Origin of the sequence: Rubritalea sp. (assembly GCF_051252225.1) — a bacterium.
In the GTDB taxonomy this organism is placed as follows: domain Bacteria; phylum Verrucomicrobiota; class Verrucomicrobiia; order Verrucomicrobiales; family Akkermansiaceae; genus Rubritalea.
This window is the reverse complement of record NZ_JBPOGE010000006.1, coordinates 215,970-232,611: the sequence shown is the minus strand read 5'-3', so window position 1 is coordinate 232,611 and position 16,642 is coordinate 215,970. Positions and strand designations below refer to the sequence as shown.

The following is a 16,642-nucleotide window of genomic DNA, read 5'->3' as shown; positions in this document are numbered from 1 at the left end:
ACTGCGACGGTCTACATTGACGAACTTCGCTGGCATGAAGTATTTATATCACACTCAACAAGCCCGACAGAACCCGAATCAAAAGAGACTAATGCTGGAGTGATTTCCTGGTCAATCAAGGCGTGACGAAGGAGCGGTGCGAGCACCGTAACTGAGGAATAACGCAGATTCAACAGGATAGCACCCAGCCTTCACTTCTTCCGCAACGCGCTATTCCCCAAGCTTCATTAAAATCACATTTGTCTCTTTTGGAACTCAGTTTGGGCTTAGGCCTGTGAACTAGCTCACAGGCCTAAGCCCATGCTCTTCTGCTCTATCTGATGGATCCATCGGCACGCGCTGGGCAATCCCCACGAGTAGCTGACCAAAGATGTCAGCACCTGTGATGATACGCTTCTTCTCTGGTGTCCAGAAGAGCACGATATCTTGATCTACCACGTGATCATTACGATCATCCGCTTCTACCACAAATTGTCCTAAGACCGCATCAAGTGTGATTTGGTCATCCTCAATCAAAATGGGGCGGTGACAGAAACGGTAAATGTCCACATCGCCGTCATAGGCTAGATAGCGGGCAAGAAATTCTGGCGTATCAAGTACGATCAACGGTAGCTCATTTTCATCAGTCACAACACGCCACTTAGCTGGGTTCACTTTGAGACTTGATAGAAAGGCTCGCCCCTCATCAGTGCTGAAATCAGGAAACTCAGGCAGATCCATCTTAGCAGGCATTTTTATGATCGTGCTTGGCTTGATCACACTCCCTTGCGCCGAAATCTTACGGTCATCCAGTGCTAGAAAGTTTAGAGCTCCACGACCTTCATTAGCGCTAATTTCACTCTCATCTTCGCTGATATGCTTCTCGAGAATGATCTCAATATCGCGTTCACGATAAAACGACGGACCCTCTGGCCCAATCCATCCATCAAGAATAAGCGAACAGGGTTTTGCCACCGGATAGAGTAAAACCTTATAAAATCGGACAACAGGCGTAAGCTTAGCCCCAACCTTCATCGCATGTCTCGAGAAATACGCTTGAGGAATGATCTCACCAAAAAACGTAATACCCGCGGTCGAAAATATGAAACCAGTCACACCGGCTAACACGCTTTCTGAGAGAAGAGCTAGCAACACGTTCACCGACACATTCCCCCACAGTATAGTACAAAGCAGCAGGTTCGAGTCATGCCGCAGCTTAAGTATCTTACTAGCAGCCACTGACCCCTTTTCAGCCTCAGCCTCTAACCTCATACGTCCTAGAGAAAAGAGAGCTAAATTAAGCCCAGAAAACATTGCCGATTGTGTTATACAAAAGACTATTCCTAGCCAGATCCAAATATGTTCCGTTTGCATTCTCTATTGATTATCAGCTTACCTACGCTGATTACTGAAGCTAAGTAAGCATTTAACTTAGAAAGCACCAGAAAAACCGTACATCTCATTGCGTCATCATTGAATAAGCAGATTCCATGCCTAGCAATTGATAGAGGCTTAATCACACATAGCCCCAATATTTTTCATGCTAGTTCTGCAACCTGACAAGCTCAGCTCTTGCACTTTCGCAAGAAGTTTACTAAATCCTAGCTATGCCAGTTGCAACTCCACAACAATACGCCGAAATGCTAGACGCAGCCCAAAAAGGCGGCTACGCATACCCAGCCATCAACATCACTTCCCTTACCACGGCGAGCGGAGCACTCAAAGCCTTCGCCGAGTCAGGATCAGACGGCATCATTCAGGTTTCGACTGGTGGTGGTTCATTCGCTTCCGGGACAGCTCTCAAAGACGAAGCCTTTGGTGCGATCGTTCTCGCTGAAGCAGTACACCTCCTTGCTGAAAAGTACGATATCCTCGTAGCGCTTCATACAGATCACTGCCATCCTGAAAAAGTTGACTCTTTCCTCAAACCGCTTCTTCAAGCTTCTCGTGAGCGTATCGCAGCTGGCAAAGGACCACTTTTCCAATCTCACATGTTCGACGGCTCCGTAGTAGAGCTCGATGAAAACCTCGCTATTTCCAAAGAACTCCTCAAGGAGTGCGCTGAACTCGACATCATCCTCGAGATCGAAGCGGGCTGCGTAGGCGGTGAAGAAGACGGCCATGACACATCAGGCCTTCCTGCTGAAAAACTGTACACTTCACCTGCTGACATGCTGCAGGTCTACGAAGAGCTCAACGGTCTCGGCCGCTACATTTTCGCAGCTACATTCGGCAACGTCCACGGCGCTTACAAGCCAGGTTCTGTAAAACTCGAACCAACGATCCTTCGCGATGGTCAAAAAGCAGTCATGGACAAGTACGGTGCTGACGCTGAAATGGATCTCGTATTCCACGGCGGTTCCGGCTCTTCCCTAGAAGAAATTCGCGAAACTCTCGACTACGGCGTGATCAAAATGAACATCGATACTGACACCCAGTACGCATTCACTCGCCCAATCGTTTCTCACGTCTGTGAAAACATCGAAGGTGTACTCAAGATCGACGGCGAAGTCGGTAACAAGAAAAAGTACGACCCACGTTCCTACCTCAAGCTCGCTGAACAAGGCCTCTGTGACCGCTTGAAAGTAGCTTGTGATGACCTCCTCTCCACAGGAAATTCCATTTTTAAGAAGTAATCAGCTTCAGACTGAACCACTTACTTTAACTAAAATTTAGCCCCGTGTGATGACTATTCATCCACGGGGCTTTTTCATGTAAAAAAACCAAAGTCACCAGACTTTGCGAAATTGACCTTCGACCTGTAGACCCTCGACACACCGCAGTCGAAAAAAATGTTCACCACTCTAAACTGCCAAAAGTCTGAAGATCACAAGTCGGATTCAGCATCCTGTGATAGCAATGGAGCCACCTAACTTTTCACTTCACACTTGAAAATTCACCCCGCTTCAGCCTTGCTAAAGCCATGTCTGAACTTACCTGCCCGCTCTGCACCATGGATGATGTAGTAGAACACGATGCTAACTACGAGTGCATGGTCTGTGGCCATGAATGGAAAAAAGAAACTGAGGCAGAACAAGAAGAAGAGAGCGGTCCTCGTGTCGTCAAAGACGCCTTCGGAAACGTTCTCCAAGACGGTGATATCGTTCAGATGATCAAGGACAAGAAGCTAACAGGCACTTCAAAAGTCCTCAAAAGTGGAATGAAGTCTAAGCCTATCCGCATCCAAGAAGACGGTGATCACGAAATCACCTGTAAAATGGACGGGCTGACCATCGGTCTCAAAGCCATGTTCGTTAAGAAGGTGAATCCATAGCTCCCCCCACTATCATCAATACGTGCTATTGATTGTTACTTAAAACATTCAAACACACATTGCGCGGCGGCTAAGTAATTCTTGGCGCCACCACCTACCCCAGCTCGCTGGGGTATTTTTCTTTAAATTAAGAACCTTACCTTTCAAATAGGGTTTTCTACTACTCCCCCTTTTTTACTAGGGGTTTTGTAATATTGAGGGCAGGCACGCTGTACTTCTATGACCCTCTAGAATCATGATGAAAACAGCATTTGCATTACTACTTAGCACTATCATTGCGATGATGGTTCAAATCACTTCAGTCGCCGCTGAAGAGAAAGTCGATTATGAGAAATTCCTGTCCCGTCATGACATGATCTGGGATCGGACTCCTAACAGATGGGAGCTCGCGCCCTACACCGGCAATGGCAACGTCGGATTCTTATTCTATCAGGCGAAAGGTGAGGCTAAAAATGTAATCTCTATCTATGCTGGCCGCCACGATTATTACGATCACCGCGAACCTTATAAGGGCAACGAGAACCTCTGGATCTATCGTAGTCGCTTACCACTCGGTCATTTCAAACTCACCTCTCAGGGTGACATCTTAGAGACCGACCTGCGCCTCGACCTTTGGAATGCTGAACTCACCGGCAGCATCAAAACCTCTAAAGGCTCTTACACACTTCGTGGCTTCACCCACAGCTTGCACGATGTGATCTACTTCGAGACCGACGCCAACAATGAGTCTATCAAAATTTCTTGGCACCCAGACGCACCTAAAGCGCCAGTTCGCACCACACTAGAGCAAGGCGGAGGCCCCAAAGGTGGGAGCTGGGATAAAATGCGTGAAGCTCCTTATGAGATGCCACCTGCTCCAAGTTTGAGCGAGCAAGACGGCATGACATTCTCTTTCCAGCCGTTGTATAAAAATCGTGGGGAGACAACCACCGGCTGGGAGATCAAAGGCAAGGCTGATGCAAAGCAATACATCATTACAAGCACCCATCACAGCTTCCCAGAAAATGACAGCAAGGCAGTCGTTAAGAAGAACCTCCAGGAAGCCAGAGACTTGCTCGCTAAAAACACATTCGTGAATACGCACCAAGCTTGGTGGCACGAGTACTACCCACTGAGCTTTCTCACTATCAACGACCCGGAAAAAGAAGCCTTCTACTGGATTCAGATGTACAAGTTCGCCTCTGCCACCCGCGCGAATGGACCAGTGATGGATCTTATGGGGCCATGGTATCACAAAACCTTTTGGCCAATGGTATGGGGCGACCTCAATGTCCAACTACAGTACTGGACACACCTGACAGCAAACCGTCTCGATGTAGGTTCCTCACTCTGCAATTGGTTTGATAAACACGAGGCTCAACTCTTTAAAAACGTACCCTCTCACTGGAAAGGCAGCGCCGGCTTAGCGACCTTGTTTCCACAAGACCTGGTAGCAAGCCAGGGCGCCATCGTGCCAGATATGTTATGTTGGGTTCTCCATAATTATTGGCTCCATTGTGAATTCGACGCAGACCGTCAGCGGATGCGTGATGGCTTGTTTCCAAAACTACGCGGAACAGCCAATAGCTACTTAAATTACCTCAAGGACAACCCTGTCACATCTGACGATGGAAAAATTCATATTAAAAAGAGCTGGTCACCAGAATACCCCGGCGGTCGCGGGCAGGACATCAACTTTACAATCGGCTTGATGAAGTGGTGCTTCCAAACATTGTTAGATATCAATCAAGAGCATCAATTGAATGACCCGAAGGCCGCAGAATGGCAAAACATTGTCGATAACCTCGTGGATTACCAGATCGATGAAAACGGATTACGGATTGGAAAAGATATCCCCTATGACAAACCACACCGGCACTATTCTCATTTGCTGCCGTTTTACCCTCTCGCCTTAATCACTCCTGAGAACTCGAACGACAGCGCTATGCTGCGCAAGACCTTAGACCATTGGCTCTATGTCATCGATAATGAAAAGAAAGTGGATTCAGCCATGCCTTTCACCGGATACACGGCCACCGGAGCTGCATCTATGTACGCCTGCTTGGGTGATTCTAACAAAGCCTCTGAGTACCTGGATTTCTTAATCCAACACGATCGTGTCTCTCCTACCACCATGTATGCTGAAGGCAACCCAGTCATCGAGAGCCCGCTCTCCTTCGCCACCTGCGTCCACGATATGTTGCTGCAGAGTTGGGGAGGAAAGATCCGTGTATTCCGTGGCACCCCCGAAACTTGGGCTGATGCCGCATTCACAAACCTACGCACACAGGGCGCATTCCTAGTCACTGCCAAAAAGGTCTCTGGCACCACTGAATTCGTTAAAGTCGAAAGCCTCGCTGGCTCCCCATGCTTTGTTCAAACTGATGTGATCAACCCTAAGATTTACATCGATGGCAAGACCGCCACACCAGCCCAAATTCTCGAGAATCAAGACGGCATGTATCATCTTGATCTCAAGAAAGGGCAAGTGGCCGTTTTCTCAGCCAAAGATATCAAAGACCTCAACATGAGCGTTCAACCCATCCCCATAAGCGAAGCTCAACATAATCTTTTTGGACTCAGTGAGAAAACCAAACGACTTCCTGGGCATAAACAGTATTACCGTAAGTAAACCTGACTGTGGTCTTTGCCATTTCTCTCTCTCCCTACAAGAACGGTATTCAAAAGACACCGCGGTAGATTCCCCTCCGCTAGAGCTCATACCAGCGTAGAGAGGCCACTAGCTGAAATGGGGGGGCTCTTTCCACGCTAAGCAACCAAAGCGTTTTGCCGCCACTCGGATACGAGTGCAGGCAGGGTTTCATCAGACGCAGCATAGCTAGAATAACGGTCAAACAGATAAAAACTAAGCCAATGTAGATTTCTGGTTTATCTGTAATCTTGACCTTATTCGTTGAGTGGCATACTCATTTTAGTGCTTCATTTCATTTTACAAATCTAACAAAAAATCTGCTATGAAAACTAAATACCTGATAACGACTGCTGTGGCCGCCTCGCTGGCGTCTCACGCTTGGGCCGAAGCGCCCAAGATGAAGATGAGCACCGAGTTCCCCGAGGGGATCGAGACTCCTGACAAGCTAGAAACTTCCATCGGAACCCTGACTTCGGTTGATGGAGTCCCGGACCAGGAGACAACTCAGAAAGTCTATGACAACCTCGACCTCAATCGAGCAACCGAAGCGTTTTTGAACTGCATTCCAGTTTCGTCATTGAATGCTATGGAGCATGGCTTGCTGAAGCATGGACCCGCCAACACCACCGCGGTGCTGTTTGAGGAACTTATGGATTCGAAAGCCTTTTGGCTGACGCCGAACACCACTTCAGTTTACATGGCTTCATGGCTTGAGATAGGCGACGAGCCGATGGGAGCTCGCGCCCTACACAGGGAATGGCAACGTCGGATTCTTATTCTATCAGGCCAAAGGTGAGGCTAAAAATATGATCTCTATCTATGCAGGCCCCACGATTATTACGATCACCGCGAACCTTTCGAGGGCAACGAGAACCTCTGGAGCCTGCTGGATTCACGGATTTACATGCACTTCTACGCAACGGGGATTACTCCTGCGATGGCAGTAAAGAATGTCGTCAAGGGTTCGCAGTACGCGATTGCCTATCTAGACGAGGACGATGAGTCTCTCGACGGCAGCAAGACCTACAAGTTCCATTTGCCGAAGGATGTTCCAGCCAAGGACTTCTGGTCGTTCACGCTCTATGACAACCAGAGCCGTGCCATGCTGCAGACGGACGAGCGTTTCCCAGGTATCGACAGTAACAAGGAAGGCCTGAAGAAAAATGCGGATGGTTCCTTTGATCTCTACTTCGGTCCGAAGGCTCCCGAAGGACAGGAAAACAACTGGGTCCAGACGGACCCGAGCAAAGGCTTTAACGTGATCCTGCGTCTCTACGGACCACTCGAGCCATGGTTCGACAAAACCTGGAAGCCGGCAGATCCCGTGAAGGTGAAGTAACTAAAGCGGGAGACTCAACAATCCCTACCACTTTGGGGTGGCGTCCTGGCCTGGGCGCCGCCCCTTTTTACGACCGCGATGCGCGCGACACCGGGCGGAGGAAGCAACGGCATAGCATCGGAGATCGACCCTTCAAAGGGCGGGAACATTGTCATCGGTAATCCTCCGAAGCAGACTGATGTTTTTGTGGACGGCCGCAAGAAGGCCTCAGAGGGAGGAGTGAACCTTGAACTGGTGGCCGCATATAAGTCAGAGACAGTTGATGCAGAAATCGAGTTATTCCTAACGCATCATCCACGTCAGGCTGAAAAGACCGCAGCCGATCAGCACTACCGCCAGCGCCCCGACGATCCTCGCAGCTCGCGCAAATCGCTCTTGTCGCTCGCCTTCACCCAGACGTTTGTCGGCGAAGCGCCTCCCCAACAAGGCCAGCACGCCAATCCCGCTCATCGCCAGCGCCATGCCTGCGGAAATCGCGACGACCAAGAGAATCGACGGAATCAACAAGTCATTCGCCATCCCGAAAAGCAGCACCAGCAAGGCACCCGTACACGGCACCGAGCCCACCGCCAGTGCCAGCCAGCCACTCATTCCCTGGCCACCTTTCGCCACCGCCGCACAGGCATCGCAACCATCGTGGTGGTGATGTTTATGATCTGACTCCTCACCTGCGCTCGTATGCTGATCCCCTTGCGAATGATCGTGAGTATGCTTCGGCACCCGCAACGCCTTCCACAGCATCCAGCCACCTAGGCCCGCGATGACCGTGTAGCTGATCAGCTTGACCACCCGGTAGTCCGATGGCGCCGAACCGGTCGCTTGTCTGACCGCAAAGTCCGTCACCCACACAACGATCACTGCCGAAAGCACGTGGAATATGGCGATTTTCGTCCCCATGCCCACGCCTTTCATCAGCCCGCCTCCTTCGCCGACGAAGTAGGAAATCACCACTGCCTTGCCGTGGCCTGGCCCGAGTGTGTGGACAACGCCGTAGAGGAAGGCGATCAATAAACCTGTCCACAGCGGCCCGGATGATTCGCGGTCGCGAATGCTCGTCATCGTTTTCGTAAATGTCAGCGAAATTTTAGTCTGCAAGTTCTGCCACCAGGAATGCTCTCCTTCAAATAACGGCACCTCCACCTTGGACAGCACGTCAGAATCCTTCGATGAATAGACCGAAACCTGATGCGTCTCCATCGAGTAGGACACGCTCACCGAACGGGTGCCATCGACCAGAAAGAGCTCATACTTGCCAGGCTTGAGCTCCAATCCCCCCTCCAACCAGATCGCGGCAAAGCGACCTCGATCCTCCACCCCGTCCGGGCAATTCACGTGAACCATCTGGTTCGCTGGCGGCGGCGGCGTGTGAATGCACGCTCCCACCCACGGCACTAGCAGAAATTCCCTGACCCCTCCCGAATCCTGCTTCAGCGGCAGCATGTAGCCGGGAATCCGGATTTCCTCACCATCGATCCCTTCATCAACCCTGCCCGCCGCCTTCTCCCTCTGTTCGGCGACCCTCTGTCTCTGGGCCATGATCCAATCGATATCGACCCCCTGCTCCTCAAGCTTCTCAGCCAGACGCTTCTCCTCTTCGAAGTCTGCACCACCGGCCTCGACCTTCTCGCTCTCCAGCAGGAACCGGATCCGGGCGATCATGCTGAGATCCAGCAACTGCTCCTCGCTCAACTTCGCAAAAGGATCATCAAAGGTTTCCGTATCTTGCGGCAACAAGTCGGCCCACGCCAGTGAACGCACCTCCGCCTGAAGCATCGATCCTCCGTATCCAAAAACCACGAGAGCAAGAAAAACAGCCTGGCAAGCCGCTCTGTGAAAGCCGGCCAACTTCCGCCATCGCAGTGAGCCCTGATCATCCCAAATTTTGATGCACATATTCAGAAAGATAAAACTCCGCGCATGCCGAATATCACAATTAAATCATGCGAGGTATCCAATGCTGGATTACCCAATAGCTGAATGGAAGGTGTGGCACGCAGGCTCTGGGTGATCTGAGCACGGTAAAAGACTTCGAGTCCATACTGGTCATTAAGTCCGGGGCCGAAACTGCTCTCGTTCGGGCGACCCCAGTTGGCCGCAAATCCGAACAGATCGTCCTCGCTCGGCTGCCAGGCCAACCCCGCATTCAACGAGAGTTCTAGCAAGGATCCGCCGTCATCGGCATAGCCCGCGCGAAAAAACGGCATGTAGCTATCATTCACCCAAAACGATGAGGAGAAATTCACACCCCAGCCATCTGGCGTGGCGGTAGCTGTGATTTCATCCACCTGCCAGAAAGTCAGGTGCACGTTGTCAAAGTAGAAGCGATCCTTCGAACTCGTCCAGCCGATCTCCGCATACTTGTAGAACTCCGCCTCATCGAATACCCGCTCGACGCCCTCCCAGGGATCGGTCGGATCGGAATTCAGTCCTGCCATCCCTCCGGTAAGGTAAACGTTTTCCGTCAGCCACCCGCCCAACATGATTCCCGGAGCCGCATCGTTGGGCAGCGCCATCGAGGCCGCACCCGTGCTGAATGTCAGGTTGCTGAACCCCGTCCATGGTGAACCGAGCGCATAGACATCGACAAAATCTGTCACATCCATCATCCCGATATAGCCAACCATCCGGTCACCGATCTGTTGGCGCCAATAGAGGTTGGTCAGGCGCACTCCGTCATCGTTAAATGGAGCCCCCATGAAGCCGACACTGCCGAGATTTAACTGGTAGCCCGCTGGTGACGTGTCGGTGTAGCTGTCCCGGTATTCCACTTTGAAGCGCAGGCCTCCGGCGTTTTCCTTACCACGATTCACCATATCCCAGGACCCGTAGAGCCGGAACATTCCGCCCGCCGCCGAGTCATCAGTCGGGCTGTCCGAGGCCGTGAAATACTGCGCGCTGTAATCCGTTCCCCAGCTGAAACCCGTACGCTCGGCCACGCCTACCTTCCAGTTGTCATAGGAATTGAAAAAGTCCTGATCGAACCAGGACTGCTTTTTCTGTCGCTGCTCTTCAATAAGCACGTCGACCGAGTCCGGACCTCCGTCCATGGCACTCTCGGCAATCAGTGCTTGCGGCAGTATCACCGAGGCAATCAGGGTCCAACCGAGCGAGCAAAATAGTGTGGGCTTCTTTTTCATGTTTGATAAATGACGAGATCTACTTGAACCAACCTGCGAGTGCGTTCTCAACCACCGGCGTGATGTTGAATCCCACTATCCACGCCGTGGTCCCGTCGGTATCGGCATAGATGTTGTCGCCAAGGAAGGTGAAAAGATCCGGCTTCTTCTCGATGATCGCATTCCAAATCGGCTGCGGCTGCCAGTGCTTTGCGCTGGAACCAAACGCAATTCCCTGAATCGGTCCGGCAGGAAGCGTCAGCCATGCCTCTTGTCCCCCTGCCAACAAAGGCACAGCGGCAAAGAGTAAAACTGCCGCACTTGAGCTAAGTGCAACCGATGAGAAAATGGAAACGGATCGAAGCACCGATGAGTTACTTAAGCTCGTTCTTGTAGACCTTGCCGCCCTTGATGATGAGCTTGAGGTGCTCCTTCGGCTTGGTAACTACCATGATGTCCTCAAGTGGGTTCACATCATAGATCAGCACATCGCCCCAAGCACCCTCTGCCACCACGCCGAGCGGAGCAGCCTTGTAGGGATCGCGGGAATTTGCAAAGCGAAGCAACTCGGCATTGGTCGAGGTGGCCTGCTTGAGCAATTCCAGTGCGGTGAAATATTTCGAACGCATCTCGAATTCGTAAAGAATGGTATCCACCATTCCGGCGGCAGCATCAGTACCAAAGCCCATCTTTATACCGTGTTTCTTAGCGAGCTTCATCACGTTGGCATAGCCATCCAGCACCCGCTTGCCCTTGGCGCGATTTTCATCGGTGAACCAAGGCACGTCCATCAACCCAAACGGAGACGACAGGCTCCCCAGCCAGACGTCGTTTTCGGCCATCAGTTTGGCGGTTTCTTCGCTGATGAGGTGACCGTGCACGACGTCCTTCACCCCGGCTTCGATGCAGCGCTTCACCGCTTCATCGGTATAGGCGTGGGCGCAGACATAGGTGTCGTAGTCCGTAGCAGCCTCGACGGCGGCCTTCATTTCTTCCAACGAATACCCGACGCTTTCCAAGGGATCCTTGAGGGACGCGACTCCGCCTCCGGCCATGATCTTGATCTGGTGGGCGCCGTTGGCGATCGCGTGGCGGGTCGCTCCGCGGACTTCAGCCGGTCCATCGGCGAGCGTCGCAAAATTGATGGCCGAGGACCACCACTGGGTGCTGCCCGGATAGTCCTTCTGATTGGTCGGCGCCTGGCCGGCAAAGTCACCATGCCCTGAAGTACAGGTCACCATGGCACCGCTGGAATAGATGCGCGGTCCGTCCACGAAGCCGGCGTCGATAGCTTTGCCCAGTTCGACCGAAGGTCCGCCCGTGTCACGAATCGTGGTGACGCCCATCATCAGCATCGTCATTCCCTGAGGAATAGCATTGTAGGCAGGCGTGTAAGGCAACTGCTGGTTAAGAATATCGTTCGGCCCGGTCCCTTTGGACAGCATGATGTGCTGATGGGAGTCGATGATGCCGGGAATGAGATAGCCTCCCTTGCCATCGATTACCGAGACCTCGGCAGCTACTTTCTCTGCTTCACCTTTCTCGTTGGTGACGTTAAAATTGTAGGTTCCGCCCTCGAGACCTGGCGCATCAACCCCTTGCTTGACCGTCCTGCGAACCGCATCGACCTCCATCGTTCCTTCAGTCGGAATGTCTTTGGCTACTTTGCGGATCTTGTCACCGATGATGAGGACGTCATGATCCATTTTCAGTTCATCGCTTGTCCCGTCCCAGACGTGAACATTCTGGATGACAGTGCATGATGGGATTTCGATGCTCGTTTCAGACTCTTGCGCCGAAAGTACAGAGGTCGCTGCAAGGCTGACACCTGCGACGAATTTAAGGATGGGATGATATTTCATAGAAAATTTTTCGATTAATCTGCAGATGCCTATTATTACATCACGAATGTCTACCCGCCCAAAGCTCAAACTAGTTCTCAATTAGTGCCACGATGTAGACGAATCTATCATGGCGTGATAGCCTCGAAGAATCTTGAAGGACATCCCCATGATCAACACCTGCTGGTTGAAGCCATTCGCTGACTACTTTACTGCGCGGGAAATTAGCTTGGAGCCATACTGCCTGCAGGCTCAAATTGAGCTCAGCCATGTAACTTTAGGCGATGGTTGGATCACCAAACACCAACTCTACCTTTTCCTTGAAGCTTTAGCGAAAGGGGAGAAGATGCCGGAGGTAGGGTTTGTTGTCGGTGAACTCATTACCCCCAACTGTCTTGGTGCCCTGGGTGAAGCCATGGCCCAGCAAACAACTCTCGGCGGTGTCATCCGCACCTTTGGACAACTCATCAACCGCCACGTGGAAGGCAACCATTGCTGGCTGGAAGAGGGAGAAAATGGTGAAGTCTGGCTCTTCAACGAAAAATCCCACTCTCCCGAACATGGACGGACTATCGCCGACCACGCCGGACTGATGTCGATGATCAACCTAGTCCGCCTCATAACAGGACCCAGTTGGCACCCCGCCAAGGCCTGCCTCCAGACCGACGAAACGAACCTGTATATGAAACTCCAGGGATTTGGAGGATGCCAGATGGCGTTTAAAAAAAGAGCTACTGGCTTCGCTTTTCCCGCGAGCTGGCTACTGCACTCGACAAAGGGCAACCCATTCAACCCAGAGCACCTACAGCAATCTCCCGGACTCCTGAACGAAGGAGAACCGATCACCACCAAGATCAGGCTAATCCTCACTGAAATCATCGGCGTCGGAGGAATCCTTCCCTCCGCCAGCCTCGCTGCGGATCTCATCGGTATCAGCCTTCGAAGCCTCCACAGGACACTTAGCTCGCACGGCACATCCTATCAGAGAATCCTCGATACAGTCCGCCTTACCAAAGCGACGTCTCTGCTTGAGGACACGGACTCGTCAATTGCCGACATCTCAGTCGATCTGGGTTTTTCGGGTGCCAATAATTTTATCCGCTCCTTCAAAAAGACCAACGGAATGACGCCTGGTGCCTATCGTTTGGCTCGGAATCCGTCATAATCCAGACAACCAAACTGAGAGAGGCACTGCGCTAAACACTCAGAGCATCGTTAGGGTGAGTAAATACTACTTTATTTTCCACCACGTATTCGGACAACCTCCTTAAGGCCACGCTGGTAGATACTTCCTCCGGCGTAGCTCAGTCCACTCAGGCTCCACGTGGTTTTTGCGGGTCCTAGATCGTTGATCGATACGAGCGCGGAGGCATCAAACACGGGACGCGAAGCATCGACCACATAAGTCATGCCCAACATAGTTGGGAAATACACATATTGGTTCACCGCGATAGGTGCTCCGTTGCTGACGTGTCCCCAGCCGTCACCTTGGGCGCGCTTATCCGCAGCGGTATCGATCCCTCGCGAATTGACAGCTCTCGAGGGTAGATGTTTTCTCCAAAGAGTTTGATCCTTCTTCCCTGCTTCACGCACCACTTGGACTGGAACTTGAAGGTACTCGACCTTGCCATTTTCGGTATCTACTCGCCCGACACAGTGTCCTTCGTGAGTGAGAAACAGGAAATACTTGCCTACTAGAATAGGGCTTTCATTCGTAGGGCACGCTTTAAATTTACGTACCACTACACTGAACGGTTTGTTCAGATGGACAGTATATTTCTGAGTATCCTCGTCCCATAAATGAATGTCCGCCTTCGTGAAAAGCGGAAACTGTTCAATGAGTTTACCGCTCTTGGCTTCTAACTTGAGTAAATTACCCTGATCTATGCCATAAGCGTGATTTTCATCAAATTGCGAAACAGTGTAGGCAAAAGAGCCTCTCACATCATAGCTCCAGAGGCATTTACCCGCCTCCTCGCCACCTGCTAGGGAGAGACTAAAACCGCTTGGAGCCTCTGGTGGCCGATGCCCGCCTCCTCGCATATGATAAACGACTGGCTTCCCGCCCACATAGCCAATACGTGGAGTATTGTGCACTGAAGTCCCACTCGACTCTACCCACAGCGGCTTGCTTGTTAGAGAATCAAAGGCGCGAATATAAGTCCACGGCCAATCCTTTGGAGATGAATTGCGATCACCAACCTTGGCTTTCATCGGCTTGGCGAGTGGATCATCACTCTCGCGCATCATCACATAGAGCAACTGGCTATCAATGAGAATGGGCTGGCATTGCTTTGCATTATGCCTAGAACGAGCCTCGAATGGACGCTGCCAAACTTTAGCGCCAGCCATGTCATAGCAAGCCATCATCCCACCTGCATTTACGAACCAAACATGCTTACCATCGGTGACAGGCGTGGGAGTCGACGCATCAGTAAAGAGTGAGGAAAAGGGCCGCACCCGCGGACTAGGTATCGTGACCGACCATTGGATATCTCCACTCTCAGCATCGAGACAATAGCCCACGATGTCAGACCCTTCAGCCGCCCCATCTGCAGTGCCGTCCGGTAAAGGTTTATTGGTCGTTAGAAACACCTTATCCTTCCATACAGCGACCCCACTCAAACCCGCTTCAGGCAACTCAGTGCGCCAGAGAACGTTTTCCCCACGACTCACACTCCAAGTAGTAGGAACTACTTGCTCAGTCGTTGTGACGTTCGTTCCATTCGGGCCCGAAGCCATCGGCCATTGTCCTGCCGCGCCCTCGACAGGAGCCTGCGCGCTCGCAGTGGAATGGAAAAATCCAGCGAGAGCAATGGCAGTAACCGTGGTGAGTGAGAAAAGTGGTTTCATCGAAATAGAATCTAAAATTAAAAAAAAATCCAGCTATGGGGTGCTGAAGCTCAGTATCTATACTCACACAATAGCACTAATATTTCTTCAGCTCAGAAGCGTTTTCTCGATCGTATACGGCGCCTTACCCGCAGCTGCATTCTCAGGCGACGCCACGAATGTCAGCTCGTGCGTAAGAAACTCCACCTTGTCTTCTTGTTCGTGAGAAATGTAAATAATCTGCGCCATCCCCCTCTCCACAATGGTACGCATAAGCTGTAACACCAACGCTCTATTCACTGGGTCTAAGCCCTGGCAGGGTTCGTCTAAAATCAACAACCTTGGTCGCTTGATGAGAGCTCGAGCAATAAGCAACATCCGCTGCTGACCAAATGAGAGCTTTTGAAAATGTATAAGTTTTAAACGATCTAACCTGAGGAACTTAAGCCATTCTTGAGCGATCACCCGCTGCTCTGGAGTGACTGGTCGGTACACTCCAATGGTATCGAAGAACCCCGAAAGCAAGACCGTTTCAGCTGTCACCGTGACCCTGTATTGCTGATGCAGAGCAGTCGACATGATACCGATGAAATGCTTCACCTCCCAAATCGACTCTCCCGTCCCACGCCTTTTCCCAAACAGATAAAGTTCGTTAGAATAACACTGCGGATGGTCCCCAGAAATCACACTCACCAGTGTCGACTTTCCGCAGCCATTTGGCCCAGAAACCCTCCATTGCTGGCCTGGATAAATTTTCCAATCAAGATCAGCTAGGATCGGCTTATTGTGATAACCAACACTCACCTTACACAGGTCTACAATCGGCTGCTCCGCGCTCCCCTCGTATTCATTAGTCTGCGGCAAACTGCTAGGAAGCTTACTTTGACTAAAGTCTCCGGAAAAAAGCTGCTTCACCGCAGGATTCCCTAACACCTCTTCTTTTGCCCCTTGGAAAACGATCTTCCATTGGTCGAGACAGAACACATGCGTGATCCGCTCGTTAATCTGCGACAGACGTTGCGTAATCAGCAGCGTGGGGACTTTATGGGCAATCGTATCAATACACGTCTCGATACGCGACACGGTATCCACATCAACCCCGTCATATGGCCCATCTAAAATGAGTGCGTCAGGCAGCTGTGCAATCGCACGAGCGAGCATCAGCCTACGTCGCTCGCCAGTAGAAAGCAGACGAAACCCAGTATCGATACATTGCTCTAATTGCAGCTGCTCGATCAAATCTTCCATACTCACTTCAGCGACCCGATGCTCCTCTATCAGCTCACGCATCGTGCGACCGGTATCCACCTTATTCAGCCACTCGCTATCGTCTTCATAGATTTCGCGTTCGAGCAGAGCTTGTTCTTCTTCAAATGAAACCACCTGAATGTTTCGTTCAGGTGAAGAGTCTCGGAGCTCTCTCGCAAAACACGTCTTGCCTGAGCCATTGCCGCCCACTAGCGCCCAATGTGCATCACCACCCAAGTTCTCTATCGACCAGCTCTCTGTCATCGCCATTGAACAAAGCAACCCTCACTCGATCATGCAAGCGCCACCTTCCATACAACTCAACCCATGCAGCTATTTCCAGCAAGAAGGCGGCCAGGAAGACAGATAGCGGAGAATTTG

The 16,642-nt window shown here is 51.4% G+C and carries 13 protein-coding genes; 6 read left to right on the top strand and 7 right to left on the bottom strand.

Annotated features, from left to right (window positions below; genetic code table 11):
• Positions 1–279: 279 nt before the first annotated feature.
• Complete coding sequence (locus tag ACSHX2_RS08255; protein ID WP_435692388.1) at positions 280–1,353, bottom strand: DUF21 domain-containing protein; 1,074 nt, start codon at positions 1,351–1,353, stop codon at positions 280–282.
• A 233-nt stretch (positions 1,354–1,586) separates the two neighbouring features.
• Here ACSHX2_RS08255 and fbaA point away from each other — a divergent pair, with 233 nt between their 5' ends.
• From fbaA to ACSHX2_RS08230, 5 genes are all read left to right on the top strand, one after another.
• Positions 1,587–2,615 carry a class II fructose-bisphosphate aldolase gene (gene fbaA, locus ACSHX2_RS08250; RefSeq protein WP_435692386.1) on the top strand — a complete coding sequence of 343 codons (1,029 nt, stop codon included), beginning with the start codon at positions 1,587–1,589 and terminating at the stop codon, positions 2,613–2,615.
• A gap of 287 nt (positions 2,616–2,902) precedes the next feature.
• A complete protein-coding gene (locus tag ACSHX2_RS08245; RefSeq protein WP_435692385.1) occupies positions 2,903–3,253 on the top strand; it encodes a zinc ribbon domain-containing protein YjdM in 351 nt (116 codons plus the stop codon).
• A 235-nt stretch (positions 3,254–3,488) separates the two neighbouring features.
• Positions 3,489–5,864: a glycosyl hydrolase family 95 catalytic domain-containing protein gene (locus tag ACSHX2_RS08240; protein WP_435692383.1), complete on the top strand. Its 2,376-nt coding sequence runs from the start codon at positions 3,489–3,491 to the stop codon at positions 5,862–5,864.
• Positions 5,865–6,288: 424 nt separating this feature from the next.
• Positions 6,289–6,681, top strand: coding sequence for a hypothetical protein (locus ACSHX2_RS08235; protein ID WP_435692381.1), 393 nt, complete (start codon positions 6,289–6,291; stop codon positions 6,679–6,681).
• A 108-nt stretch (positions 6,682–6,789) separates the two neighbouring features.
• Complete coding sequence (locus ACSHX2_RS08230) at positions 6,790–7,224, top strand: DUF1214 domain-containing protein (protein WP_435692379.1); 435 nt, start codon at positions 6,790–6,792, stop codon at positions 7,222–7,224.
• A gap of 282 nt (positions 7,225–7,506) precedes the next feature.
• On the opposite strand, the gene ACSHX2_RS08225 is transcribed toward ACSHX2_RS08230, so the two are convergent.
• The 4 genes from ACSHX2_RS08225 to ACSHX2_RS08210 are packed head-to-tail and all read right to left on the bottom strand — an operon-like array spanning position 7,507 to position 12,202.
• Positions 7,507–9,117: a DUF3299 domain-containing protein gene (locus ACSHX2_RS08225; RefSeq protein WP_435692377.1), complete on the bottom strand. Its 1,611-nt coding sequence runs from the start codon at positions 9,115–9,117 to the stop codon at positions 7,507–7,509.
• Positions 9,118–9,119: 2 nt separating this feature from the next.
• Entirely contained in the window at positions 9,120–10,361 is a 1,242-nt protein-coding gene (locus ACSHX2_RS08220) for a carbohydrate porin (RefSeq protein ID WP_435692375.1), read from the bottom strand.
• 19 nt (positions 10,362–10,380) lie between these two features.
• Positions 10,381–10,707 (bottom strand): hypothetical protein, encoded by a 327-nt coding sequence (locus tag ACSHX2_RS08215; protein WP_435692374.1) that lies wholly within the window; start codon positions 10,705–10,707, stop codon positions 10,381–10,383.
• Between the two features lie 7 nt (positions 10,708–10,714).
• Positions 10,715–12,202, bottom strand: a complete 1,488-nt coding sequence (locus ACSHX2_RS08210; protein WP_435692372.1) for an amidohydrolase family protein — start codon at positions 12,200–12,202, stop codon at positions 10,715–10,717.
• Positions 12,203–12,335: 133 nt separating this feature from the next.
• Here ACSHX2_RS08210 and ACSHX2_RS08205 point away from each other — a divergent pair, with 133 nt between their 5' ends.
• Positions 12,336–13,346: a helix-turn-helix domain-containing protein gene (locus ACSHX2_RS08205; protein WP_435692370.1), complete on the top strand. Its 1,011-nt coding sequence runs from the start codon at positions 12,336–12,338 to the stop codon at positions 13,344–13,346.
• Between the two features lie 71 nt (positions 13,347–13,417).
• On the opposite strand, the gene ACSHX2_RS08200 is transcribed toward ACSHX2_RS08205, so the two are convergent.
• Both ACSHX2_RS08200 and ACSHX2_RS08195 read right to left on the bottom strand, forming a co-directional pair.
• Positions 13,418–15,034 carry a PQQ-binding-like beta-propeller repeat protein gene (locus ACSHX2_RS08200; RefSeq protein WP_435692368.1) on the bottom strand — a complete coding sequence of 539 codons (1,617 nt, stop codon included), beginning with the start codon at positions 15,032–15,034 and terminating at the stop codon, positions 13,418–13,420.
• An 87-nt stretch (positions 15,035–15,121) separates the two neighbouring features.
• The gene (locus tag ACSHX2_RS08195; protein WP_435692366.1) at positions 15,122–16,525 is read right to left on the bottom strand and encodes an ATP-binding cassette domain-containing protein; all 1,404 of its coding nucleotides are present in this window, start codon (positions 16,523–16,525) and stop codon (positions 15,122–15,124) included.
• Between the last annotated feature and the right edge of the window lie 117 nt (positions 16,526–16,642).